Source organism: Labilithrix luteola (assembly GCF_001263205.1).
Taxonomy (GTDB): Bacteria; Myxococcota_A; Polyangia; order Polyangiales; family Polyangiaceae; genus Labilithrix; species Labilithrix luteola.
This window is the reverse complement of sequence record NZ_CP012333.1, coordinates 11,910,359-11,933,451: the sequence shown is the minus strand read 5'-3', so window position 1 is coordinate 11,933,451 and position 23,093 is coordinate 11,910,359. Positions and strand designations below refer to the sequence as shown.

The following is a 23,093-nucleotide window of genomic DNA, read 5'->3' as shown; positions in this document are numbered from 1 at the left end:
CCCCGCGCCCCCCGCGCCTCCCGCGTGAGAGACTCGCGTTCCGGGCACACGCTCCGCGGCGCGGTCCTCGCCGTCGCCATCGCAGTGGGAGCCATGGCCGTTGCACCGGGGGTCGCCTGGGCCGACGGGTCGCCGGTTGCCGAGCAGCTCTTTCGCGACGGCCGCGCGGCCATGAAGAAGGGCGACTACGAGCGCGCGCGGACGATGTTCGTCGAGAGCCAGCGCCTCGATCCCGCCGCAGGCACGTTGCTCAACCTCGCCCTCGCCGAAGAGAAGCTCGGAAAGCTCGCGTCGGCCTGGGAGCACTCGGGCACGGCCCTCGAAGGATTCTCGGCTTCGGACGACCGCATCGCCGTCGCCAAGAAGCTGCACGACGATCTCGACAAGCGCGTCGCGCGCCTGACCCTCACGACGTCGGCGCCGTTTCCGGCGGGCACGAAGGTCCTCGTCGACGGGACCGAGCTGTCCATGGCGAGCCTCGGCGTCGCGCTTCCGCAAGACCCCGGTCCGCACCGAATCGTCGTGCGGGCCCCGGATCACAAGGATCGCGAATTTTCGCTGACCCTCGCCGAGCGCGCCGCGCAGACCCAGGCCCTCGAGCTCGGCGAAGTCGTCGACACGCCGCCACTGGCACCCGGCCCGGCACCCGCGGCCGCCTCCGCGCCGCCGTCGGCCCCGGAGCGCGAGCACGCCGAGACCGGATCCGAGACGACGCGAGCCGTCGGTTGGGCGCTGACTGTGGCGGGGGGCGTCGGCCTGGTCGTCGGAGGTGTCACCGGCGTGCTCACCATCGGTCGCAAGAACACGACCGACGAACACTGCAATACGACCGGCTGCGACTCGGAGGGCTTCGACGCGTCGAAGGAAGGACGAACGCTCGGCACGGTGAGCACGGTCGCCTTCGTCGCCGGCGCCGCCTTGGCCGTGGGCGGCGTCAGCATTCTCCTGTTCGCACCGAAGCCGCGCGCGCGTGGCGAAGCTGTATCGCCCGCGTCATCGTTGAGGTTGGGCGTGAACGGGCTCGCCGGCTCCGTTTCCGGCACGTTCTAGCGTTCTCGTTTTCGGTCGCACTAGACTCCAGGCGTTGCGTCACGATCCGCAAACGACCCCGCCCGCGAACGTCCGCGTCGTCGACCCGGTGCCCTATGCCCCGACGCCGCGCGAACGCGTGCGTCTGTTCCTGAAGAAGCACGGCCGAAAGCTCTGGTGGCTTCACTCGGCGTACGCGCTCGGCCTGGGCATCACCGTCGTCGTTTTCGCGAAGAAGGGCTTCGACCACGCGCGCTGGCTCGCGTTCTCTCTCGGCGCGGCGTGGCTCCTCGTCGTGCTCTTCTTCCGCCTCCACGGCTCGGGCAAGGCCCAGGCACCGATTCACACGGCGGGCACGAAGCACAAGCTCCGGTTCTTCGCGATGACCTACGCGCTGAAGAACCTCTACCAGGGCATGCTCTTCTTCCTGCTGCCCTTCTATTGGAAGTCGACCACGTTCTGGGCGCCGAATGCCTGGTTCGTGGTGGTGCTCGGTCTCTGCGCATTGCTCTCGACGCTAGACATCGTCTTCGACCGCATCGTCTTCCGCTTTCGGGCGCTGGCGGCGGTCTTCCACGCGGTGACGCTGTTCGGCTGTCTGAATCTCGTGGTGCCGGCGCTCTTCCCCGAGACCCGCACGCTCACCTCGCTGCTCGTCGCGACGGCCATCACGACGCTCGGCTTCTTCACGATCCACCTGGAATCCAGGCTGCTTCGCGACAAGCGTTGGCTCCTCGTTCTCGGACTGAGTCTCGTCGGCTCCGTGAGCCTCGTTTATGCGGGCCGCACGGCGATCCCGCCCGTGCCGATGTACGTCTCGCATGGCGCCGTTGGTCCGATCGTCCTTCCTGACGGGCGCCTCGGCATGGAGGTGAGCGTGCTCGACGCGTCGGTCATCGACAAGCTCATCGCCATCACCGACGTCGTCGCGCCTGGAGGGAAGGGCGACAGCCTCGTCCACGTGTGGAAGCACGACGGCAACGAGGTCCACCGTGCGACGGAGAACACCTCTCATGTGGTCGAACCGTCGGCGAAGGGCACCGTGAGGCTGCGCTCGGCCCTGACCGACCGCCAATTGCCGGCTTGGCTCGGCGGTCATTGGTCGGTCGACGTCGAAACGCTCGATGGTCAGCTCGTCGGTCGGGTGAGCTTCACCGTCACCGAGTGAGCCAATGGCCCAAGACCCAGTGAGGGGCGCGCGCGCCATTGACCGCATCCGATCGCGACTTAATTTCAGGGCCGATGGCGCTTTTCGCTAGGGCTTCGAACCAGCCTCGAACGAACCGGCGGGATGGGCAGGCGTTGGAGTTCGCCCGCGGAGGACGCGAGAGCGTGGGCCGCCTGCGCGCCCTCGTTCGCTATTTTCGCGATCCGTCGGCCTCGATCTTCGGGAAGCTTTTCGTGCTACTGGCGGTCGTCTACGTCGTATGCCCCGTCGATCTCATTCCGGACGTGCCGATCGTCGGCTGGCTGGACGACCTTGGCGTCGCCAGCTTGGCCATGGCGTTTCTCGCTCGGACGGTCGCGCGCTACCGCCATGATCCCGCGCTGATCGACGCGCCGCTCGAAGCGGCAATGCCGGTGGTGCCGGTGCGATCACGTTAGCGCGACGAGTCGCGGCGAGTCGTGAGCGGGTGAGGCGAGGGCGAGACGCGGGGATGTGCGTAGCCTGCCTTCCGACGAACACCGACACGTTTCCGGGGGCCTCGCGGCACGAGCACGAGCGTCGCAGTCTCCCACACAGTCGAGCGTCGTCGTCCGAACTGACGAGCGCGCGCGAGATTCTTGGGCTCGCCATTGCTTTGCGGGCCCTCGCAATACGTCTACCCTCCGAGATTGGCCTTACGTACGCTCGTCGCCAGACGCAGCTCGACACGAGAACACTAGAGGAGCTCACGAAATGAACTACCCCCCGAACGCACCCCCTCCCGGCGGCTACGGCGGACCCCCTCCCGGTGGCTATGGTCCTCCTCCCGGCGGCCCTGGTGGTCCGCCCGGTGGTTACGGTCCTCCTCCTCCCGGTGGTTTTGGACCGCCGCCCGGCATGCCCGGAATGGGCCCCGGCATGGGCGCGCCGATGGCGCCGTACGGCGTGGATCCGATCACGGGTCTGCCGTTCTCGGACAAGTCGAAGATGGTCGCCGGCCTTCTTCAGATCTTCCTCGGTACCTTCGGCATCGGCCGCTTCTACACGGGCCACACCGGTATCGCGATCGCGCAGCTGCTCGTCGGCTGGATCACGTGCGGGATCTGGCCGCTCGTCGACGGCATCCTGATGCTGATGGGCAAGGTCACCGACGCGCAGGGCCGCCCGCTGCGCGACTGATCGACGAGGCTGCGAATCCGTTCGCGTGCAGGGGGCTTCAGGTGCCCTGCACGTGGACGATCACGCTGCGCGTGTGCGGCGCGCTGCGGTGTTCCCAGACGTAGAGCGCTTGCCACGTGCCGAGCGCGAGTCGTCCTCGACTGACAGGAACGATCTCGCTCGTGCGCGTCAGGATGCTGCGAAGGTGGCCCGGCATGTCGTCGGGCCCTTCGTCTTCGTGCTCGTAGAGTCCTCGACCCTCGGGGGCCACGCGCTCGATCCACGTCTGCATGTCACGAAGCACGGAGGGGTCGGCGTTCTCCTGGATGACGAGCGAAGCGCTCGTGTGCTGGATGAAGACCGTGCAGAGGCCCGTCGTGATCCCCGCTTCGTTCACCACCTCCGCGATTCGGTTCGTGACGTCGTAGAGCCCTTGGCCCCGCGTCGGAACCTCGATGTGCCGTTGGTGGAGTTTCATCGCCGTCCTCGAAGTGTAGTGCGTGTTGTGGTCCCCGCCCCCCGTCCCCCCTCCGATCACGGTTTATCCACTTCCATGGACCGCCGCTGATCCAGTTTTGGCGCCTGCCGAAGGAGTCGTTGTCCGACATAACCGTACTTTTGCGGACAAAGTCTTCGTCCGGACGGTTGGCTGGGCTTGGCACGGCGGACGCAAGGTCGGCGGAATATGCGCTTCCTCCCTCGACTCCTTCTCGCGTCGGCCTGCGCGGTCAGCCTCTTCGCCGTTGGTTGTTCGAACCAGACGGAGGCCGAGGAGGTCGCCCCGACCTCGGACGAAAGTGCGCTCGTCCAGAAGGCCGATGACCACTGGTTCTACGGCGGCCCGCTGAGGAAACTCGACAACGCCAAGATCACCGTCTCGCTCGCAGGTAACACGGCGCGCGTCACGGGCTACGTCCCGTCGTCTTTCCAGGTTCCCGACCTCCCGCACCTCAAGAGCTACCCCGACGGGGATCGTACGCGCCTCGAGATCGTCTACCCGATCGCGACCGCCGCTCCCCCGAAGACGAACTCCCGACCGGGCAGCTACTCCTTCTACGAAGCACGCCCGTATCGTCCGGACGGCATCGCGTACACGCAGTCCGACGGCGCGCACTTCGTTCCCTGGGGCGGCTTTCCGTTCCTCGCGTACAACAACGGCATCGCGTTCCACGGCCCGATCACGTCGCAGTCGAACCACCAGCTCGACGCGAACGTCTGGTACCTGCGCCGCGGTGACGTCTCGAGCGGCTGCAACCGCATGAACGGCGAGCACGTCGTGGAGCTCGCGCACCTGCTCGGCATCTCGATGCGCAAGGTGTACGAACCGAACAAGTCGTACTGGAACCCGACGGCCGCGAAGGTCACGGTGATCGCCGACTACGACAAGCTCGATGGCAAGTACGTCGACGTCGACTACGCGACCGACGTTGGCGTCACCCGTCCGTTCAAGACGTACGGCACCGAGAACGTCGTCATGTTCGGCTCGTGGATCGCCACCGAGACCCCCGACGGCACGGATCTCCCGCTCGACATGAAGTGGGAAGGCGGCGTCGCCGGCAAGCCGTACGTCTTCGCCGAGCACGCGCGCAACGACATGGTTTGCTCGGTATCGAAGCGCGACCTCCCGGCACTCAAGAGCCTCATTCAGCGCCTCGGCGGAGAGCTCCCGAGCTCGTTCTGCGAGAAGAAGGCGTGCGTGATCGACGCGCTTCGCGCAAACAAGGACGCCAAGGCCGAGTGCGCGCTCTGAGCGGCTCGCGTTGACCCCCCGACGTCCGGCTCGGCAGCGTGCGGAGCCGGACGACGCGTTTTGTCGACGCTACTTGCCGAGCAGCATCTTCAGCACGAAGTCGATGCGCGAGCCGAACGGCGGCTTGAGCAGCGAGGTGCTGTTGATGCGGCTCTGGTAGAAGACGGGCTTCTTCTTGGTGAAGGTCTCGAAGCCTTCGCGCGCGTGGTAGTGGCCCATGCCGCTCGGACCGATGCCGCCGAAGGGCAGGTCGCTCTGGGCGACGTGGAGCATCGTCTCGTTGATGCCGACGCCGCCGGACATCGTCTCGCGCAGCACCTTGTCGATCGCCTTTTGATCGTGCTCGAAGAAGTAGAGCGAGAGCGGCCGCGGGTGGTCGTTGACGTAGGCGATGGCTTCGTCGAGCGTCTCGTAGGTCTTGATCGGGAGGATCGGCCCGAAGATCTCCTCTTGCATGAGGAGCATGTCTTCCTTCGCGTGCAAGACGAGCACGGGCGCCATCTTTCGCGCGTTGGGATCGAGCGTCTCGTTCTTGTGATTCAGCTCGATGAGCTTCGCGCCGCGATCGCGCGCGTCTTCGAGGTAGCTCTGGAGGCGATCATAGTGGCGGTCGTTGATGATCGCCGTGTAGTCCGGGTTCGAGCCGATGAGCGGATACATCTCGGCGAACGCCTTCTTGCACTCCTCGACGAACGCGTCGGCGCGGCCCTTCGGCAAGAGCACATAGTCCGGCGCCACGCACGTCTGACCTGCGTTGAGGCACTTGCCGAACATGACCTTCTGCGCGGCCTGGGCGATCGCGTAGCCGTCGCCGACGATCGCCGGCGACTTGCCGCCGAGCTCGAGCGTCACGGGCGTGAGGTTCTCGGCGGCGGCCTTCATGACGATCTTGCCGAGCCGCGTGGAGCCGGTGAATACGAGGTGATCGAACGGCAGGCGCGAGAAGGCGTCGGCCACGTCGACACCGCCGGTCACGACCGCCACGTGATCGGGCTCGAAGATCTCCGAGATGAGCGTCTTCGTCATCTCCGCCGTGTCCGAGGCGAGCTCGGACGGCTTGAGCATGACGCGGTTGCCGGCCGCGAGTGCCCCGACGAGCGGCGCGAGCGCGAGCTGCAGCGGGTAGTTCCAGGGGGAGATGATGCCCACCACGCCGACCGGCTGCATGAGCACTTCGCCGCGCGCCGGGAGGAAGGTCCAGCCGATCTCGCGCGACTCGGTCTCCATCCACTCGTGGAGATGGGCGCGTGCGTGCTTGATCTCGTTCACCACGACCATGACTTCGGCCGCGAGCGTCTCGTGCCGCGAGCGCGTTCCGAAGTCCATCCCGATTGCTTTGACGAAGTCCTCCTTGCGGGCGAGGAGTGCCTTCTCGAGCTTGTCGAGGTGGTCGATGCGCGTGTCGTAGTCGGGAGCGCCGCTTTTCCGCTGCGCGGCTTTGAGGCGTCCGAGCAGAGCCGAGAGCTCGGCGTGAGCGCCGCGCCCCGCGTCCGCGGAGGCAGACGAGGCAGACGAGCTGGACGAGCCATTTTCTGCGGACCTGACGTTCTCGACCATCGACATGTTCGTTCTCCGAGCGTGCTCGAAAGCTCGCGCCTCGGAGTCTAGCAAACGGCCTGTCACCGCGAGCCCTGCTAGAGTAACGTTTCGACCGCTTTCTCTTCGATTCTCCCGCTTTGGAGGCCCTTCTCGATGTGGACGCGTGGCTATCGTGACGAGGTTTGGAGCCGGCTCGACCAGCCTTGGGACCTCATCATCATCGGCGGGGGAATCACCGGCGCAGGCATCCTGAGTGAGGCCGCGCGCCACGGCAAAAAAGCGCTGCTCGTCGAAGCGCAGGACTTCGCGTCGGGAACCTCCAGTCGCTCCACGAAACTGGTGCACGGCGGCCTGCGCTATCTCCGGCAGGGACAGTTCCTCGTCACCCGCAAGTCCGTAAGGGAACGCGAGCGCCTCATGCAGGAGGGCCGCGGGCTCGTCGACCCGCTCGCCTTCTCGCTCGCCGCATTCCCCGGCGACCAGATGCCCAAGTGGATGTACGGCGTGGGCCTCGCGATGTACGACGCGCTCGCGTGGAAGTGGGCGCACGAGGCGCAGTCGAAAGACGAGATCATCGCGCGCATTCCGCCGCTCGGTAGCTCGAACGTGCAGGGCGGCTATCGCTACTTCGACGCGCAGACGGACGACGCGCGTCTCACCCTCCGCGTGATTCAGGAAGGCGTCCGGCACGGTGGAACGGCCATCAACTACGCGAGGGCCGACCAGCTCCTTCGCACCGCCGACGGTCGCGTGCGTGGCATCGTCCTGCGCGACATGGCGCCGGGCGCGACGCGGACGGCCGAAGTCCAAGCGAAGGTCGTCATCAGCGCCACCGGCGCATGGGCCGACGACTTGCGTACGCAGCTCGGTCATGAGAAGCGCCTCCGGAAGATTCGCGGAAGCCACATCACCTTCGCGGCCTCGCGCCTTCCGTTGAAGGAGGCGGTGAGCTTGCTGCACCCGCGCGATCAGCGCGCGATCTTCGCGATCCCGTGGGAGGGCGTCACGATCTTCGGCACCACTGACGTCGATCACGGTGATCTGAACACCGAGCCGGCGATCAGCCAGCAGGAGACGGAGTACTTGCTCGAGGCGCTGCAGAAGGCGTTTCCGTCTCTCGAGCTCGGCGCGCGCGACATCATCTCGACGTGGGCGGGCGTGAGGCCGGTCATCAACACGGGCAAGAGCGACCCGTCGAAGGAGTCGCGCGAGCACGCCATCTGGCGTGAGGACGGCCTCCTCACCATCAGCGGTGGCAAGCTCACCACGTTCGTCGTCATGGCGCGCGATGCGCTCGCCGCCGTGCAGGACGACCTGGGCGAGCTCGGTCCGCGCACGCAGATCTTCGACACCGCGCCCGCCGAGGTGAACTGGCCTTCGTCGGTCGACGAGGGCGAGCGCATTCGCTTGCTCGGGCGCTTCGGCACCCTGATCGAGGCGGTCGCCGCGGACAAGGAGGGGGCCGAACGGATCGGCGGATCGGTGGCCCTCTACAGCGAGCTTCGTCATGCGGCACGCTCCGAAGCCGTCGTGACCATGGCGGACTTGCTCCTCCGTCGCGTGCGCCTCGGGCTTCTCTTGCCGAACGGCGGGTTCGATCAGATGGCGCGCATTCGCGCGGTCGCCCAGCCCGAGCTCGGTTGGGACGACGCGCACTGGGAGCGCGAGGAAGCTGCGTATCGCAAGCTCTGGAAGCAGGCCTACTCGTCGCCGATCTAGGGCGCGATCTCGCTCAGTGCCGTCGGTCGAGCGGATCGGCGGCGGCGCTGGGCTTGTTCGTCGCGCTCGGCTTCGGAGCCGTGCTCGCGGCCTTGCCGGCGGGGTCCTTTGCGACGTCCTTCGACGCCGTCTTCGGCACGACCGGAGGCGTGGCGGAGGTGGTCGCCGATGCCACGGGCTCGACCACCGGAAGAGGGACTGGGGCAGAGACCGCCACGCTGGCGATCGGCGCGGTCGGTGCAACGCTCGGCGGGAGAGGGGCTTGTGAGGCTTCGACGCGAGCCGGCGTGGCCCCACTGCCGGGCGCGAAACGCGTGAGGGCCGCCCACGCTACGGCGCTGCCGAGGACGAGCGCGCCGAGCGAGATCGCCCAGTACGGCGGATGCGGGCGCGTCTGCGCGACGGAGACCACGGCCACGTGATTGGGCGCGTTGCTGACAGGGAGCGACACCCGCGCGGGCTGTCCGGTCGGGATGGACGGATCCGTCGGGGCCGTACCGGTCAGCGACGCCCGGAACTCGCGCGCGTGCGCGAAGCGATCCTTCGGTGCGAAGGCCATCGCGCGATCGAGCACGTTGCACAGCTCGGGGGGCACCGCTGGAGCGCGTGATTTCGTCGGCGCGACGGGCCTCGTGGCCGCGAGGACGATGCGCTCCTGCGCGGTTCGACCTTCGTGGATGTCGAGCCCTGTCGCGAGCTTGAGCAGCGTGGCGCCGACCGCGAAGAGATCGGTGCCCGGGCCGACGAGATCCCATCGACCTTGCGCCTGTTCGGGCGCCATGAAGCCGACCGTTCCGAGGAGGGAATCCGCGCTGGTCAGCGCCGAGCCGGCATTCTCCTCGTCCTCGAATGCGCGCGCGAGGCCGAAGTCGAGCACGAAGAGCTCGCCGTCGTTCGCGCGGAACAGGTTCGCCGGTTTCAGATCGCGGTGCACGACGCCCGAGGCGTGGGCGATCTCCAGCACCGAGAGCACGAGGTCGCCGATGCGAACGACCTCGTCGAACGGCAGCATGCCGCCCGCGGCCTCACGAGCGTCCTCGAGATTCTGCCCCGAGAGGAGCTCAGTGACGAGGAAGGGGGCCCCGTCGTCCGTCGTACCATCGTCGTAGAAGCGGACGACGGCCGGGTGGTCGACCTGGTTGGCGATCCGCGCCTCGCGGAGGAAGCGCTGACGGATCGACTTTTCGCGATGGAACCGTTCGTGGAGAATCTTGATCGCGACGCGGTTGCCGTTCTTGTGTTTCGCACGAAACACGGCGGCCATCCCGCCCACGCCGAGCAGCGCTTCGAGCGTCCACTTTCCCTCGAGCGTCTGCCCAACGCGGGCTTGCGCGATTTCTTCGAGGTCCGGTCCCCTCACCCCACCAGTCTACCACGTGGGGGCGGCGGGCCGTTCACTCGCGATCTTACCCTGGTTTTCAGGGCGAAGCGCGCCGTGCCCGCGCCGAAGGCGAGTGGATCTTCCGCTTTTGCTTGCGCGCCAGCTTGCTTCCGGACTTCGCGCGGTTCGCGCTCTTGCGCGTCGACTTTCGCGAGGGTTTCCGGGCGGAATCCTCGAGGGTCGCCGTCGCCCGGCGTGCGTTCAGGCGTGTGTTGCGCGCGGCCGTCGAGCCGCCACCTGCCTTGCGGTCGGTTGCGCTCACGCCGGGAAGCGAGGTGTCGACCCATACGTCGCGGCGCGTCTTCTCGGGGCGTGCGGCCGCGCGTTCGAGATTCTCGCGCGAGCGTCCCACGCGACGGCCGATGAGGCTGCCGCCGGCCGGGCGCCGTGCGGGGGGCTTGCGCCGTACGGGGCGAGGCATCATCGCGCGCTCCTTGGCGCGGACGGTCTCGGCACGCGCGCGGCGACGAACGCTGCGGCCTCGCTTCCCGATGGCAGTCTCGACGGCGTTCTTCACCGAGCGAGAGGCCCCTTCGAAGGCGCTCATCACCTCGTGCGCGCGCGCTTCGGCGAACACGTTCTTCATGCCGCTCATCGCGAGCTCGATGCGGCAGATCGTGTCCTTGCCTCCGCGCGGGCCGTTGACGTCCTCGAGCCGGACGGCGACGCGTTCGATGTGCGGAGCGAAGCGCTTCAGTCTGCGCCCGAGCTTCGCGCGAAGCGCCGTCTTCTCGACCGTACCGAGGCGCACTCCCGACACATGGACCTTGAGCGGTGTGGCGGAAACGACGGTAGCACCAGCCTTTCGCTTCGCCGCGCGAGGGACTCTGCGAGCGAAGCTCGATCGTCGCGGGGTTCGTGTTGTGGACGCGCGCGACCGTGCGGGCTTGGATACGGTTTCTTCGTCGACCTGTCGTCGTGCCATACGCCCCGCCCAAGCAAGCGACGCGCCGGTCAGAGACGTGCGATGCGCGCGAACAGCCGCTCTATTCCTTCGGCGAAGACGGCCTCGGGCGTGAGCAAGCTCACGACGAGATGAGCGCCGCGATGCATGTCGAAGAAGTAGCCCGGGTGCACGTGAACGCGGTCGGACTCGACGAGATCGATGGCCCACTCCTCGTCGGATTGCGTCTCCGGAACGCGGACGATCGCGTACCACCCGGCCTCGACGTCGAGGACGCTCGCCGACGGCGCAGTGTGTATCGCGGCGCGGAGTACACCGAGATTGTGCCGCGTGCGTGCGGAGATCGCATGCCGTGCCGAGCGTAGCGCGAGCAAGCGAGGGAGCGCGTGCTGCACGGGGGCGCCCACGGAGAGATAGGCATCGAGCACGAGCTCGAGGCGGGCCATCGCTTCGTTCACCTTCGCTTCGTCGCCGCCTACACCGATCCATCCGAGCTTCAGCTGAGGCAGCGCGGCGAGCTTCGAGAGCCCGGACAGCGCGAAGACGAGGCCGCGTTTTGCTTCGAGGATAGTTGCCACGCGCCCGTCGGGAACGCCTGCTCCCAGCGGGTAGCGCGCGAAGACTTCGTCGCTGATGATCGGCAATCCGAGATCGAGCATGGCCTCGAGCTCGGCGGCCGAGAGATACGATCCCGTCGGATTGTTCGGGGCGACGACGACGATCGCGCGCGTGCGCGGTCCGACGGCCGAACGCAGAGCGTCGAGGTCGACGTGCCATCCACCGGCATAGACGAGCGGGTAGGGGCGCAGCTCGACAGCGTCGAAGGCCGCGAGATAGCCGAGCAGCGGATAGCTCGGTTGGGGAACGAGGATTTCGTCGCCCGGATCGGCGAGCATCGTGAAGAGCGCGGCGTAGGCCTCGCTCGTGCTTGCGGTGAGCGCCACGTGCCGTGCCTCGATGGGCACGCCCGACGCTGTCCAGTCTCCCGCCACGGCCGCGCGCCCCGAAGGCAATCCGAGCGGCTCGGGCGAGTAGGCGAGCGCGAGTGGGTTCCGAAGCGCATCGAGGATGGCCTTCTCGTCGTACGGAATCCCCGCCGTCGTCGGATTGCTCACCGTCAGATCGAGCAAGGGCGGCCCTCCCTTCGAGGCCTCGGCGCGAACGCGCGCGACGGCTTGCGCGAGCGCGTTCGGCTCGTCGTGCTGGGAGGTACGTCTGGAGAACGCCATGGCGCCGTCTTCTACAACGCTCGGGCGTCCTCGTGCACGGATTGCCGCGAAGCGAAGTCGCAGCGAGACGTCGCGAGCGCGTCCCAGGAGTCGGCGGCCGCGCTCGCGAGCGGTGCGATCGAGTATCACCAAGGGGTGAGGGCCGGCTTCGTCGCGAGCTTGTTCGTCGTCGCGAGCGTCGCCGGATGCGACGACGGCCTCTCGTTGGCGAAGGCTCCCTCGGAGGACGCCTCCGAGCCTTCCGTGACGCTCGAACCTGATCCGTCCGATGCGGGCGCAAGGCCAGAATCCGCCGGATGGTCGATCGCGGTGGTGCAGACGGAGGTGTCGCTCACGGCGGGAGCGTCCGAGCCGATCGTCGTCGACGTCGTGCGGAGCGACTTCGACGCCACCGAGGTCGAGCTCTCCATGACCGGCCTCGCGGCCGGCATTTCCGCGACGAGCGCCCATGTCGCCGCGGACGTCGACACCGGCACGCTCGTGCTCTCGGCGATGGACGCCGCGGCCCAGGAGCTGTCGCAGCCGACGATTGAAGCGCGCGGCAGCGACGGCAAGGTCGTCCGGCTCGTGCTCGATCTGACCGTACGAGGGGCGCCGGGGAGGCTCGACACCTCGGCGGGCGGCGGCGTGCAGGAGCTAGGCGCGGGCCGCAGCTCCGATATCGCGCTTTCGGTTGCAAAGCAGCCGGACGGCCGGCTTCTCGTCGCTGGGCTCTCGTCGTCGGGACTACGTCATCGTGTCGTCGTGGCGCGGTTCAACGACAACGGCGACCTCGATTGGTCGTTCGGCGACGTCGGGCTCGCTTCGGCGCCCGACGATGAACGCTGGAACCGTGCGCGCGTTGCCGACGTGCACTTGCTCGACGACGGCAGCATCCTCCTTTTGCTCGAAGGCATGCACGTCGTTCGCTTCACGCGTGAGGGGCAGCTCGATGGGGCGTTCGGTACGTCGGGCGTCGCCGCGGTGACGTTCGACGGTCAGGTCGCATCGTCCGGAGCTCTCGCCGTGCAGCCCGACGGCCGCATCGTCGTGGTCGGTCGCGTCGAGCGGTCCGACGGTTCGCAGCCGAGCCACATCGCACTCGCGCGCCTCTCGACGAACGGTGCGCTCGACCCGTCGTTCGGCAACGGAGGGCGCGTGGTCACGGCCTTCGCCGACGGGAGCGCAGGAGGCGCGGAAGACGTTGCCCTCCGCCTCGCCGAGGACGGCGGCTTGGCCGGAATCGTGGTGGCCGGATTTTCGCGCGCGGAGGCGACCGACGTTGCGCTCGTCGGCTATTTGCCGAGCGGCGCGCTCGACGCGTCCTTCGGCACCCTCGGGACGACGACCCTGCGTCCGGGAGGAAAGCCGAGTGCAGGCCATCGGGTGGTCGCGCGCGGGGCATCGGCCTGGGTCCTTTGCGAGCCCATCGCGGAGGCCGAGCCTGCCACCGTGGTGCGCCTCGTGAACGGCCTGGTCGACCCGACCTTCGTACCGACCTCGCTCGCCCTGAATCCTTCGATGCTCGCGCGTTCAATCGCGCTTGACGCGATGGGCCGACTGCTCGTGGCCGGCGAAGAACTGCCCGCGCAGTCCGGGGTGAGCACGCGCTGGTTCGTTCAGCGGCTGTCTGGAGACGGCTCTCTCGACGGGGCCTTTGCGACGGAAGGCATTGCACGGGCGTCGTTCAAGGGAACCGACGACCGGCTGTCGGCCGTCCTCGCGAGCGCCGACGGAACCGTCGCCGCCGTCGGCACCACGCTGTTCGCCGAAAACCGCGACTTCGCCGTCGTCGAGCTCGACTCGAACGGCGCTCCGGTGGCTGCGTTCGGCAACGGAGGTCAGAAGCGGAAGAACCTCGCGGGAGGCGACGACCTGATCTTCGCCGCCGTGATGCAGAGTGACGGTTCGATCCTCGCGACCGGCGCCAGCTTCGGTGGTGACACGTGGAAGACGCTGATCTTCCAAATCGCCAACCCCGGAAATTCGTCCGCGCGCTTCGCGTACGACGACACGCCCCTCACTGCAGCGGGCGACGGCCCGGATGGTCCGCGTTCGCTCGCTCGCGCGATCCTCACCCAGCCGGACAAGAAGGTCGTCGTCGGCTCCTTCGGCGAAGCCAACGCCCTCGCACGCTTCCAGCCGGAAGGCGCGTTCGACACTTCGTTCGGCGTGAATGGCATTGCGACCGCCGGTACGAACACCGTGCGCGCCATGGGCCTCCAGCACAACGGCCGGATCGTGATCGCCGGCTCCACGCCGAATGGAGTCGCCGCGCTCTCGCGCTTCGGAGCCGACGGCACGCCCGATGCGTCGTTCGGCAGCTCGGGGACCGCGGGGACCGTCCTCGTCGATTTCGGCCTGGGTCGCCAATCGCTGTCGGCGGTCACGGTAGACGCCAAGGACGCGATCCTGTTCGCCGGCCATCGCGAGCTCTCGAACACGCGCGCCTGGCTCGTCGGACGTCTCCTGCCGAGCGGCCTGCCCGACCCGTCGTTCGACGGCGACGGGCGGCTCGTCCAGACACTCGGCTCGGATGCGGTCGCGAGCGCGGTTCTCGTTCATCCTCTCGGAGGCATTCTCGTTGGAGGAACCGAGAATGGTTCCGGCACCTCGACGTTCACCCTGGCGCGCTACACGTCGGGCGGGAAGCTCGACACGACGTTCGGAACGAACGGCCTCGGGCGCATTGCTCTCGGCGGGGCGCCCGAGCTCGCCGGTCTCGCTCTGAGCCCTGCGCTCGACCTCATCGGCGTCGGTACGGTCATGACGCCGGCGCCGAGCCTCGCCGTGATGCGCTGGAAGAAGGACGGAACGCCGGACCCCACCTTCGGACGCTCCGGCGGCGGGACGAGCGACTCGTTCGGGGCCCTCGAAAGTCACGGACGGGCCGTGGTCATGACGAGCGGCGAGCGAATGCTCGTGTTCGGCACCACACGCAGCCACTTCGACCAGAACATCCTCGTCGCGCGATTCTGGCGCTGAACGAGTAGGATGCGCCGCATGCCCATGCGCATGAGGGTCGGCACGAGCGGGTTTGCTTACAAGGAATGGCGGCCCAGCTTCTACCCGGAGGAGCTCCCCGACGCGAAGATGCTCGACTACTACGCGAAGCGCTTCGATACGGTCGAGATCAACAACACGTTCTATCGCATGCCCAAGGCCAGCATGCTCCAGAACTGGACGAAGCAGGTCGGCTCCGACTTCTCGTTCGTGCTCAAGGCCGTGACGTATCTCGTCAGCATGAAGGACGCGGAGAAGCGCGCGTCGGCGACGCAGGCGTTCTTCGAGACGGCGAAGGCCATGGGGAAGAGCCTCGGCCCCGTGCTCGTGCAGCTCCCTCACACGCTCGAGAAAGATCTCGACCGACTTCGTGCGCTCTTCGAGCTGGTGCCGAACGACGTTCGCATCGCGCTCGACGTGGGGCGTGCGTCGTGGCTCGCCGAGGATACGTATGCGCTGCTGCGCGAAAGAGGCGCATCGCTCTGCATCGTCGACGATCCAAACAAGAAGGTGCCGATCGTTCCGACCGCGCGCTGGGGGTACGTGCGGCTCCGTGGCGTCGAGTACAAGCGAGGCGAGCTCGATGCGTGGGTGACGCGCATCCTCGAGCAGCCATGGGAGGAGGTCTTCGTGTTCTTCAAGCACGAAGACGCCGCGACCGGGCCGAAGCTCGGCGCGCAGTTCAAGAAGCTGTTCGCGGCCCGTGCTTCGCGCCGCTGACCCGGCGTGATAGAAAAGCGAGCCATGAAAAGCGCGCTCGTGATGCGGATCTCCGTGGTGTCGAGCCTGTCGCTCGGTCTCCTCGTCGGTTGTTCGAAGTCTGCACCCGAGCCGGCTCCCTCCGACAAGGGGACGGAGACGACCGGGGCGACGCCCTCGTCGAGCGCCGCGCATCCGATGGGCGCGATGCCGCCGGGCCACATGGGAGCGGGTGGGCCCGCGATGGGCGAGGGGGCGAAGCCCGGACCCGAGATCGCTTACGATGCGCCGAAGACATGGACGAGTGCGCCGAACCCGAGCCCGATGCGCAAGGCCACCTTCAAGATTCCGAAGGCGGCGGGCGACAGCGAAGACGCGGAGCTGGCGGTTTCCTCGGCCGCGGGCGGTGTCGAGCCGAACGTGCAGCGCTGGGCCAAGCAGTTCGGCGACGCGAAGGCGAAGACCGAGCCGCGCACCGTGAACGGTCTCAAGGTGACCATCGTCGAGATCAAGGGCACCTACGCCGGAGGCGGACCGATGATGGGCGCCGCGGCCGCGCCGAAGCCCAACCAGATGCTCCTCGGCGCGATCGTCGACAGCGGCGACAGTCAGGAGTTCTTCAAGATGGTCGGCCCGGAGAAGACCGTCACCGCGGCGAAGCCGGACTTCGAGAAGTTCGTTTCGTCGCTGCACGCGAAGTAGTCTTCTTCTTCGGCGGCGCATCGAGAGGCGCGGGGCATGCCTTGCGGAGCTTGCAGCTCGCGCAATCGCCGCCGCGCCAGATCCGATCGAAGCGCGCCTGCGTGGCATCGAGCAGCGCTTCGCTGTCGGTCACGATCCCCATCTCGAAGTTGCGTCGTCCTTCGCCCTTCGCTCCGAGGCCGGCGCCCGTGAGGTTCGCGCTGCCGAGGTAGAGGAGCTTGCCGTCGACCGCGATCATCTTGAGATGGACGCGGGGACATTGCCTCATCTCGACGGTCTTCGTCGGACTCTTCGAGCGCGAGGAACGAAGGCGGACGAGCTCACGCGCGAGCGGACCCGAAGGCGCCGATGCGTGGAGCACGCGAACTTCCACACCTCGCTGGGCGAGCGTGGTGAGCGTCTCGAAGAACGAAACGTAGCTGCCCCGCGCGCGCGCGCGCGTCCCGATGGGCGCTTCGACGAGCATCGTCTTGAGGTTCGCGGTCGCGATCCACACGCTCACTTTCGCGTCTTTGACGGCGCGGGCGATGAGCGTCTCGTAGTGATCGGCGTCGACGAGCAGTTTGGCGCGTATCGTCCGTTCGATCGGCGAGCTCGCGTTCGCGCTCGAACTCGCCGGCACGACGGCAGATTTGCGCATGGCGCGAGTGTACCAGCTCGCGCCTGAATCCAGGCAAATTGGCGGCTGCTCAGGCGGCGGCGACGGAGCCGTACGCGTCGAGAATGGCGAGGCAGCCTTCGAGCGAATCGCAGGTGTTGAGCTGCTGGCGGAGCTGGGAAGCCCCGCGCAGACCTGCGAGGTAGCCGCTCAAGTGACGCCGCGTGCAGCGCACGCCGTACGGCTCACCGCGCTCGGCCACGTTGGCCTTGAGGTGCTCGCGGCAAAGCTCGATGCGCTCCTCGTCGGTGGGGAGCGCGCGGAGCGTGCCCTCGCGGAGAAGCGAGTAGGCCTCGCGGAAGATCCACGGGTGCTCGATCGCGCGACGGCCGACCATGACGCCCGCGCAGCCCGTCTCGTCGAGCGCACGTTTCGCGTCCTGCGCGGTCTTGACGTCGCCGTTCACGATGACCGGGATGCTGACGACTTCGCGTGCGCGTGCAGCCCACGACCAGTCGGCCGAACCGGAGTGGCCCATCGATGCCGTTCGGCAGTGGATGGTCAACGCCGAGACGCCTGCGTCTTCGAGGCGGCGGGCGAGATCGACGATCGGCATGTGCGATTCGGGGCCGAGGCCGATGCGCGTCTTCACCGTGACCGGGAGGCTGACGCTCGAGACGACCATCTTCGCCATGGCGACCATGGCCTCCGGATCACGGAGCCAGCCGGCGCCGGCGCCTCGGCCCGCGATTTTCGGCACCCAGCAACCGCAGTTGACGTCGATGAAGAAGGGCTCGGCCTCTTCGGCGAATCGAGCGGCCTCCGCGAGGCGCTCCGGATTGGCGCCGTAAATCTGGATGGCGGTGAGCCCGTCGTCGTCGGCCAGGCGAATCTTGCGCTTGGCGTTGCGACAGCCGCGGAGAAGGCCCTCCACGTTGACGAACTCCGTCATGCTCACGTCGCCCCCGAGCGAACGGCAGAGCCGACGGAACACCATGTCCGTCACGTCCTCCATGGGGGCGAGAATGACGGGCTTGTTGCCGTAGACCTGCTTCAATTTCGCGTGGTTTTCGTGCACGACGCGCAGGGCTTAGCGCATTTGGAGGTCTGGCGAAAGGCGTCCTACGGCAGACCTCGATCCGCCGCTCAAACCAGCGGTCGCCAGAGGTTCCGAACGCGCTGCCAGGGCGTCAGGTGGGCTCGCAGCTCGCGACCCGCCGTGGCCGCGTGACCCCGCATGGCCTCTGCGTCGCCGCGGGCGACGGTGAACCCGTAGCGTGTCCGGGTGTAAATCTCGGCGGCCGAGAGCACCGCCGGCGTCATCAGGTTCTTGGCCTCGATGCGGACGAGCAGCTCCTCGACCGAATCGGACGAGTTCGGTACCACGCCCGCGTCTTCCGCCGCGATGCGCACGTACTCCCATCCGTTGTCGATGCGTTCGGTTGGAGGTGTTGGAACGAGCGGCCTCAGGAGGTGCGTGTTCAGCAGCGCGCGCTTCGCGGGACGATAAACGAGGAGCAGGAGGAGAAGCGGCCAGAGATTCGCGGCCGTGTCTTTCGCCGCCCGCGCGAGCTTCTGCATTTGCTGGATGATCGAGTCGCCGTCGAGCTTCGGTCCGTCTTGCGGCGTGGGCTCGGCGGGCTCGTCGTGGGGGGCCTTGCCGTCGTGATCGCCTTTGCCGGTTCGCCACAAGTACGGCGCGAGAACCGCCGTGATCGCGAAGAGAGCGACGGCCACGACGAGCAGCGAGAACACGTTCTTGCGAGGGAGCGCCGCGATCGTCGTCTTCTTCGCGATGCGCCGCGTGACGGCGCCGCTCAGCGCTTGCCACAATTCCACGCGCACGGCCTGCTTGGCGGAGAGGTAGAGCAGCCAGAAGACGAGGAACCCGAAGAGGAGAAACAGCGGAACGGGCAGCCACGCCTGCACCTTGTCGCGCTCCCAGTCGCGGACGCGGCCCTCGTTGTTGAGGATCACGAACACCGCGCCGATCCAGCCGATGCTCGGCCAGAACGACGCGAGGAGCTCCCAGCGATGCTGCAGCGAGAGCATTCCGCACGGGAAGGCGAAGGCGAAGAACACGAGGGGGATCGCGACCTCTTTCGGGAACGGCGCCGAAGAGAAGGTGACCAGCGTGATCAGCGCCGTTCCCAAGACTCCGAGGGCCACGAGGACGGGAAGGACGCGAAGGCGCGAGATGGCGAGCAGCTGGCCGGCCACGACGCCGACGACACCGGCTATCAAACCGAGGACAAGCTCGAGGAGATCGCCGCCGCCCTCGTAGCTCGCGACGGCTCCGAAGAGCGCGACGGAGCCGAAGAGCGTGAAGAGCAGATAGGCGATCGCGGGGCGAAGCGCGAGGCGCAGAGCCTGGAGGAACGGCGGGGCCCAGCGCGAGGCACGACGACCTTCGCGAGGAGAGGCGGCGTTCATGGCGTCTCCAAGACGAGGGCGAGGCCTTTTCTCCGGACGATCAACGTCGGAGCGCAGTGCACGCGCATCTGCTCGATGGCCTGGGCCGTCGCGTTCGCCAGATTCGCTCGCACGACCGAAGGCGGCGGCGGCCTGGGCGCGAGCAGGCGCTTCAGATCGAGTCGGTTGTCCTCGGCGCCCACGGGGTAGTCGAAGAAGAGGAGGCGCTTGGCCAGCGGCGTTTGGGGCGCGGTGTGATCGGGAATGACCGAAGCGCTGTCGGCGACGATGAAGCTCGTGCCCGGTGCGCGCGCGGTTTCCCCGAGCCAGAGTCCGGCGGAGACGACGATGGTGCTCGGCGGCTTTCCTCCGCCTTGCGGAGATGCGGCCATCTTCGCGAGGACAGCGTCGAGCGTGATGTCGTTCTGCCAGGACGCATCGGACCCGACCGCACGCCACTTCCGCTCCTCACCGCGGCGGCATGCGATGTCGCGAAGAACGGTGCCCTCGCCGTCTCGAACGGCGCATACGAGCGTGACCGCTTCGCCGCGTCGCAAGAGCACGTGCGCGAGGCCGATCCACGCGTCGACGAGCAGATCGAGCACGTCTTCCATCGCATCGGGTGCGCGGGCGACGGCCCGCTCGCCCTGCCGGAGTCGCGCACCGTCGGTGTTCGCTGCGATGCGGAAGCCGGGCGGGAGGAAGGTGTCGAGCACGAGCCGGATGCGAGACGGCGCATGCGGAACAGACTCGGGCAGGCGCACGACGAGCTGCCCGGTGTTGATCGACTGCTTCCAGTGGACGCGACGCAGGTCGTCGCCGGCAACGTAGGGCTTCGTCCGGAAGTGATCTTCCGTGGCGATGCGCGCGAGGATGCTGAGCGGGCCCTCGGCCTTGGCATGCGAGCGAGGGCGCCGCTCGAAGAGCACCGGGCGCACCCGCGGAAGTGCGCGGAGCGAGGCGCACGCGCGCGAGGCGACGAACACGCGTGTCAGCCCGAGGATGTCCTCGTACCAGATCGACGCGGGCCCGAGGCGATAGACGCCGCGCGGCGTGCGGGGCAGCGGTGCCGCCACGGTGGCCTCGGCGCGGGAAACGCTGCGGTCGAGCGCGAAGCGCGTGTCGCCGCCGAGGCGTGCCGGCAGATCTTCTTCGATGTGGAGTCGGAAGCCGGGAGGAACGGGCACGCGTGTGAGCAAGAAGCGCTCTTCGACGGCATCACCGGCATCGACGACGGGCGGAGACATCTCGCGTTCGATCGCGCCGCGCCCGCGGCGAACGCGGTCGTCGAAGGCCCGCACGGCGAACGCCGAGATCAGCGTGGCCCCGGTCGACGCGAGATACATGATCCCGAGGCCGGCGATGGCGAGCACGCCGAACTGGCCCCACTTGGCCGCGAGCGCCAGGACGACCATGCCGAGCGACACGGCCGCCATGCCGAGTCCGCGCTCGGTGAGAATTCGTACGTGGCGGTCGATGGCGTCGACCCAGATCCCGAAGCCCCGGCGCCCAGCTGCATGTTGGGCACGCACCTCGCGGCCGATCTTGACCGCGATGGCCGCCATCTGGAGCACGAACAGCGGCACGACGACGACGGAGAAGAGCGTCGCGAACCGGTTCTTGGTCTCCTCGACCTCCTGCACGTCGAAGGCGAGACCGACGAGCGCGCCCGTCAGCCACGGCAGCACGAACAAGAGTGCCGTATGCATGCCTGCGCGGAGAAGCCGGTACAACGTGCGCATGGTTCAGGCCGGCGCGGGAACGCGCTCCACGCATTGGGCGACGAGCTCGCGTCCGACGCCCGAGTCGCTCGTCATCACGCGATGGCCGAGCACGTCCGGAGCGAGCGTCTTGACGTCCTCGACCGATACGAACGGGCGGCCCGAGAACAGTGCTCGCGCCTGGCAAGCGCGCGCGAGCTGGATCGTCGAGCGCGGCGACACCGAGCGAAGATTACGGTCGTCCGAGCGAATCGCGCGCAAGACCGAGACGAGGTAGCGGCGCATCTCCGGCGACACGTAGATGCGGGGCACGGCGGCCTGCCATCCGAGGACGTCGTTCTTCGTGATGACCGGCTCGAGCGAGGCGAGGGCAGGCGTCTGGCCGAGGTGGACCTCGAGCATCTTCGCTTCGGCCTCTTCGGCGGGATATCCAACCGAGAGCATCATCATGAAGCGATCGAGCTGCGCGGCGGGCAGGGCATACGTGCCTTCGTCTTCGAGCGGGTTCATCGTCGCGATGGCGATGAACGGCGCGGCGAGCGCGTGCGTCGTGCCCTCCACGGTGACCTGCCGCTCTTCCATGACCTCGAGCAGCGCGGACTGTGTCTTCGGCGGCGCGCGGTTGATCTCGTCGGCGAGGAGCACGTTCGTGAAGACGGGGCCGGGTTGGAACTGGAACGTCTTGTTGCGCATGTCGAAGACGTTCGAGCCCGAGACGTCCATCGGGAGCAGGTCGGGGGTGAACTGGATGCGCTTGAACGTGCAATCGACGCTGGCCGCGAAGGCCTTGGCCAGCATGGTCTTGCCGACACCGGGCACGTCGCGGAAGAGCACGTGACCCTGCGCGGCGACGGCCCAGAGGAGGCGCGCCACGACTTCGTCTTTGCCGAGGATGACGCGCCGGATGTTCGCGGCGACACGATGGAACTGCTCGGGGATTCTCGTGTCGATAGGGACGGGGCCGCCGGTCGCGATGGGTGCCGTGGGCGCGTTGCCCATGCCTGCGAGCGAATCGTTCATACGCCGGATTCCTTGGTGGCGAAGGTCGGTTCGGTGGGGTCACCCCAGCGAGCCGAAAGGACGAAGCGTCGAAGTTTCATCCAGAGCTGTCTGACGAGCGACGTGTTCATGTTCTCGTAGCCCCAGAGCCAGAATTCCACGATCTCGTCGGGCACGTCCCACGCCGCGGCATAGGCGCGGATGACGCGCCGTTCGCTTTCGTCGGGCATGCCGTCGACCGCCGCCGTCTCGCACATGAGCTGGACGACATCGCGACGCCTGGCGACGGGCACGAGGTGGGCGACGGCCGACGGGTGGTGGACGGCGAACTCGTGATCGGCGAGCGGCGCGAGACCTTCGTTGACGAGGAATCGATCGATGAGCGCCCGCTCGGCCGGATGAATTTCGCCGTCGGCGGCGATGACGCTCACGAGCGGATAGACGATGGCACGCGGCGGCGCCGAGGGGGCGGGGGGATCGAGGGGGGCGGGGGGATCAAGGGGGGCGGGGGGATCGATGGCACGACCGCGACGGGCACTTCTTCGACCGTGCTGGCGATCGTCGTCGTGGCCGCGGGGCGCATGGGGGCGGGCCCGAACGGGTCGGCCAGGACTTCGAGGCGCGCGCGCAGTCGAATTCGCGCGAGCAGCGCGCCGAAGTCGGGATCGCAGAACGTGGCCACGAGCAGAGCGTCGCGCGACGGAAACATGGCTCGTTCGGCCCATGCATCGAGGGCCTGGGCGAGAGCCGCTTCGCTGGAGAGATCCGTGCTCGCCGCCGTCTCCAAGAGCTTGGCGGATGCGCCGCACGATGGACACACGTGTGCGTCGAGCGCCCGAGGCCCGAGCTCGCTCAGGCACGCCGGGCACAAGTTCGCTGGGATCTCGCGCATGGGGCGCGCGGGCTCGCGATCGAACTGGGCCTCGTGCGTGATGCTGCAGAGTTTGCAGCGGGTGACGACGGGCAGTCCGAAGCGCGTGGCGGGCGAGAGCGCGTCGTAGAGCTCGATGACACCCGACTCGAGGCCGCATGCAGCGCAATCGCTCGAGAGCTCGACGGCAGGACCCAGGGACATGCTCTCGAAGGATGGTACCGAACCCGCGGGCGCGCTGCTTGGCTTCACG

General features: G+C 67.8%; 21 protein-coding genes. 9 read left to right on the top strand and 12 right to left on the bottom strand.

What is annotated here, in order from left to right; genetic code table 11:
* Positions 1-24 precede the first annotated feature (24 nt).
* From AKJ09_RS51545 to AKJ09_RS55905, 4 genes are all read left to right on the top strand, one after another.
* A complete protein-coding gene (locus tag AKJ09_RS51545) occupies positions 25-1,050 on the top strand; it encodes a tetratricopeptide repeat protein (protein ID WP_146655229.1) in 1,026 nt (341 codons plus the stop codon).
* 34 nt (positions 1,051-1,084) lie between these two features.
* Entirely contained in the window at positions 1,085-2,197 is a 1,113-nt protein-coding gene (locus AKJ09_RS51540) for a DUF5924 family protein (RefSeq protein WP_146655228.1), read from the top strand.
* A gap of 164 nt (positions 2,198-2,361) precedes the next feature.
* On the top strand, positions 2,362-2,634 hold the full coding sequence (locus AKJ09_RS51535) for a YkvA family protein (protein WP_240488909.1): 273 nt from the start codon (positions 2,362-2,364) through the stop codon (positions 2,632-2,634).
* 295 nt (positions 2,635-2,929) lie between these two features.
* Positions 2,930-3,355: a TM2 domain-containing protein gene (locus AKJ09_RS55905; RefSeq protein ID WP_146655226.1), complete on the top strand. Its 426-nt coding sequence runs from the start codon at positions 2,930-2,932 to the stop codon at positions 3,353-3,355.
* Between the two features lie 37 nt (positions 3,356-3,392).
* Here the strand turns inward: AKJ09_RS55905 and AKJ09_RS51525 are convergent, their stop codons facing one another.
* A complete protein-coding gene (locus tag AKJ09_RS51525; RefSeq protein WP_146655225.1) occupies positions 3,393-3,812 on the bottom strand; it encodes a secondary thiamine-phosphate synthase enzyme YjbQ in 420 nt (139 codons plus the stop codon).
* A 207-nt stretch (positions 3,813-4,019) separates the two neighbouring features.
* Between AKJ09_RS51525 and AKJ09_RS51520 the strand changes: the two genes are divergently transcribed.
* On the top strand, positions 4,020-5,084 hold the full coding sequence (locus AKJ09_RS51520; protein WP_146655224.1) for a L,D-transpeptidase: 1,065 nt from the start codon (positions 4,020-4,022) through the stop codon (positions 5,082-5,084).
* A 69-nt stretch (positions 5,085-5,153) separates the two neighbouring features.
* Here AKJ09_RS51520 and AKJ09_RS51515 read toward each other — a convergent pair whose 3' ends face one another.
* A complete protein-coding gene (locus AKJ09_RS51515) occupies positions 5,154-6,647 on the bottom strand; it encodes a coniferyl aldehyde dehydrogenase (protein WP_205634017.1) in 1,494 nt (497 codons plus the stop codon).
* A 129-nt stretch (positions 6,648-6,776) separates the two neighbouring features.
* Here AKJ09_RS51515 and AKJ09_RS51510 point away from each other — a divergent pair, with 129 nt between their 5' ends.
* Positions 6,777-8,342, top strand: a complete 1,566-nt coding sequence (locus AKJ09_RS51510) for a glycerol-3-phosphate dehydrogenase/oxidase (protein ID WP_146655223.1) — start codon at positions 6,777-6,779, stop codon at positions 8,340-8,342.
* A gap of 13 nt (positions 8,343-8,355) precedes the next feature.
* Here AKJ09_RS51510 and AKJ09_RS51505 read toward each other — a convergent pair whose 3' ends face one another.
* The 3 genes from AKJ09_RS51505 to AKJ09_RS51495 all read right to left on the bottom strand — a co-directional run bounded on the left by AKJ09_RS51505 (position 8,356) and on the right by AKJ09_RS51495 (position 11,856).
* Positions 8,356-9,702, bottom strand: a complete 1,347-nt coding sequence (locus AKJ09_RS51505) for a serine/threonine-protein kinase (RefSeq protein ID WP_146655222.1) — start codon at positions 9,700-9,702, stop codon at positions 8,356-8,358.
* A 58-nt stretch (positions 9,703-9,760) separates the two neighbouring features.
* A complete protein-coding gene (locus AKJ09_RS51500; protein WP_146655221.1) occupies positions 9,761-10,474 on the bottom strand; it encodes a hypothetical protein in 714 nt (237 codons plus the stop codon).
* A gap of 203 nt (positions 10,475-10,677) precedes the next feature.
* On the bottom strand, positions 10,678-11,856 hold the full coding sequence (locus AKJ09_RS51495) for a pyridoxal phosphate-dependent aminotransferase (RefSeq protein WP_169928681.1): 1,179 nt from the start codon (positions 11,854-11,856) through the stop codon (positions 10,678-10,680).
* A gap of 135 nt (positions 11,857-11,991) precedes the next feature.
* Between AKJ09_RS51495 and AKJ09_RS51490 the strand changes: the two genes are divergently transcribed.
* Genes AKJ09_RS51490 through AKJ09_RS51480 form a run of 3 tightly spaced genes read left to right on the top strand, consistent with a single transcriptional unit; the run spans position 11,992 to position 16,239 of the window.
* Positions 11,992-14,820 (top strand): NHL repeat-containing protein, encoded by a 2,829-nt coding sequence (locus AKJ09_RS51490; RefSeq protein WP_169928680.1) that lies wholly within the window; start codon positions 11,992-11,994, stop codon positions 14,818-14,820.
* An 18-nt stretch (positions 14,821-14,838) separates the two neighbouring features.
* Positions 14,839-15,558, top strand: a complete 720-nt coding sequence (locus AKJ09_RS51485; RefSeq protein ID WP_169928679.1) for a DUF72 domain-containing protein — start codon at positions 14,839-14,841, stop codon at positions 15,556-15,558.
* Between the two features lie 24 nt (positions 15,559-15,582).
* The gene (locus tag AKJ09_RS51480; RefSeq protein ID WP_146655217.1) at positions 15,583-16,239 is read left to right on the top strand and encodes a hypothetical protein; all 657 of its coding nucleotides are present in this window, start codon (positions 15,583-15,585) and stop codon (positions 16,237-16,239) included.
* Here the strand turns inward: AKJ09_RS51480 and AKJ09_RS51475 are convergent.
* From AKJ09_RS51475 to AKJ09_RS54030, 7 genes are all read right to left on the bottom strand, one after another.
* Complete coding sequence (locus AKJ09_RS51475; protein ID WP_146655216.1) at positions 16,184-16,879, bottom strand: phospholipase D-like domain-containing protein; 696 nt, start codon at positions 16,877-16,879, stop codon at positions 16,184-16,186. The two genes, AKJ09_RS51480 and AKJ09_RS51475, sit on opposite strands and share 56 nt — an antisense overlap.
* A 49-nt stretch (positions 16,880-16,928) precedes the next feature.
* The gene (gene dusB, locus AKJ09_RS51470) at positions 16,929-17,915 is read right to left on the bottom strand and encodes a tRNA dihydrouridine synthase DusB (RefSeq protein ID WP_240488908.1); all 987 of its coding nucleotides are present in this window, start codon (positions 17,913-17,915) and stop codon (positions 16,929-16,931) included.
* A 68-nt stretch (positions 17,916-17,983) separates the two neighbouring features.
* Positions 17,984-19,270: a hypothetical protein gene (locus tag AKJ09_RS51465; RefSeq protein ID WP_146655215.1), complete on the bottom strand. Its 1,287-nt coding sequence runs from the start codon at positions 19,268-19,270 to the stop codon at positions 17,984-17,986.
* Positions 19,267-20,991, bottom strand: coding sequence for a DUF58 domain-containing protein (locus tag AKJ09_RS51460; protein WP_146655214.1), 1,725 nt, complete (start codon positions 20,989-20,991; stop codon positions 19,267-19,269). Before AKJ09_RS51460 ends, AKJ09_RS51465 begins: the two co-directional genes overlap by 4 nt.
* 3 nt (positions 20,992-20,994) lie before the next feature.
* The gene (locus AKJ09_RS51455) at positions 20,995-21,990 is read right to left on the bottom strand and encodes an AAA family ATPase (protein WP_146655213.1); all 996 of its coding nucleotides are present in this window, start codon (positions 21,988-21,990) and stop codon (positions 20,995-20,997) included.
* Positions 21,987-22,400 (bottom strand): TerB family tellurite resistance protein, encoded by a 414-nt coding sequence (locus AKJ09_RS54035; protein WP_169928678.1) that lies wholly within the window; start codon positions 22,398-22,400, stop codon positions 21,987-21,989. Before AKJ09_RS54035 ends, AKJ09_RS51455 begins: the two co-directional genes overlap by 4 nt.
* The gene (locus AKJ09_RS54030; protein ID WP_169928677.1) at positions 22,397-23,044 is read right to left on the bottom strand and encodes a hypothetical protein; all 648 of its coding nucleotides are present in this window, start codon (positions 23,042-23,044) and stop codon (positions 22,397-22,399) included. The genes AKJ09_RS54035 and AKJ09_RS54030 overlap by 4 nt, the downstream gene beginning before the upstream one ends.
* Between the last annotated feature and the right edge of the window lie 49 nt (positions 23,045-23,093).

Excerpts from the sequence above, each read along its gene's own strand:
- AKJ09_RS51485 (WP_169928679.1), top strand. The coding sequence starts at position 14,839 with ATGCCCATGCGCATGAGGGTCGGCACGAGCGGGTTTGCTTACAAGGAA.
- AKJ09_RS51465 (WP_146655215.1), bottom strand. The coding sequence starts at position 19,270 with ATGAACGCCGCCTCTCCTCGCGAAGGTCGTCGTGCCTCGCGCTGGGCC.
- AKJ09_RS51510 (WP_146655223.1), top strand. The coding sequence starts at position 6,777 with ATGTGGACGCGTGGCTATCGTGACGAGGTTTGGAGCCGGCTCGACCAG.
- AKJ09_RS51460 (WP_146655214.1), bottom strand. The coding sequence starts at position 20,991 with ATGCGCACGTTGTACCGGCTTCTCCGCGCAGGCATGCATACGGCACTC.
- AKJ09_RS51525 (WP_146655225.1), bottom strand. The coding sequence starts at position 3,812 with ATGAAACTCCACCAACGGCACATCGAGGTTCCGACGCGGGGCCAAGGG.
- AKJ09_RS51495 (WP_169928681.1), bottom strand. The coding sequence starts at position 11,856 with ATGGCGTTCTCCAGACGTACCTCCCAGCACGACGAGCCGAACGCGCTC.
- AKJ09_RS51515 (WP_205634017.1), bottom strand. The coding sequence starts at position 6,647 with ATGTCGATGGTCGAGAACGTCAGGTCCGCAGAAAATGGCTCGTCCAGC.
- AKJ09_RS51475 (WP_146655216.1), bottom strand. The coding sequence starts at position 16,879 with ATGCGCAAATCTGCCGTCGTGCCGGCGAGTTCGAGCGCGAACGCGAGC.
- AKJ09_RS51480 (WP_146655217.1), top strand. The coding sequence starts at position 15,583 with ATGAAAAGCGCGCTCGTGATGCGGATCTCCGTGGTGTCGAGCCTGTCG.
- AKJ09_RS51455 (WP_146655213.1), bottom strand. The coding sequence starts at position 21,990 with ATGAACGATTCGCTCGCAGGCATGGGCAACGCGCCCACGGCACCCATC.
- AKJ09_RS54030 (WP_169928677.1), bottom strand. The coding sequence starts at position 23,044 with ATGTCCCTGGGTCCTGCCGTCGAGCTCTCGAGCGATTGCGCTGCATGC.
- AKJ09_RS51520 (WP_146655224.1), top strand. The coding sequence starts at position 4,020 with ATGCGCTTCCTCCCTCGACTCCTTCTCGCGTCGGCCTGCGCGGTCAGC.
- AKJ09_RS55905 (WP_146655226.1), top strand. The coding sequence starts at position 2,930 with ATGAACTACCCCCCGAACGCACCCCCTCCCGGCGGCTACGGCGGACCC.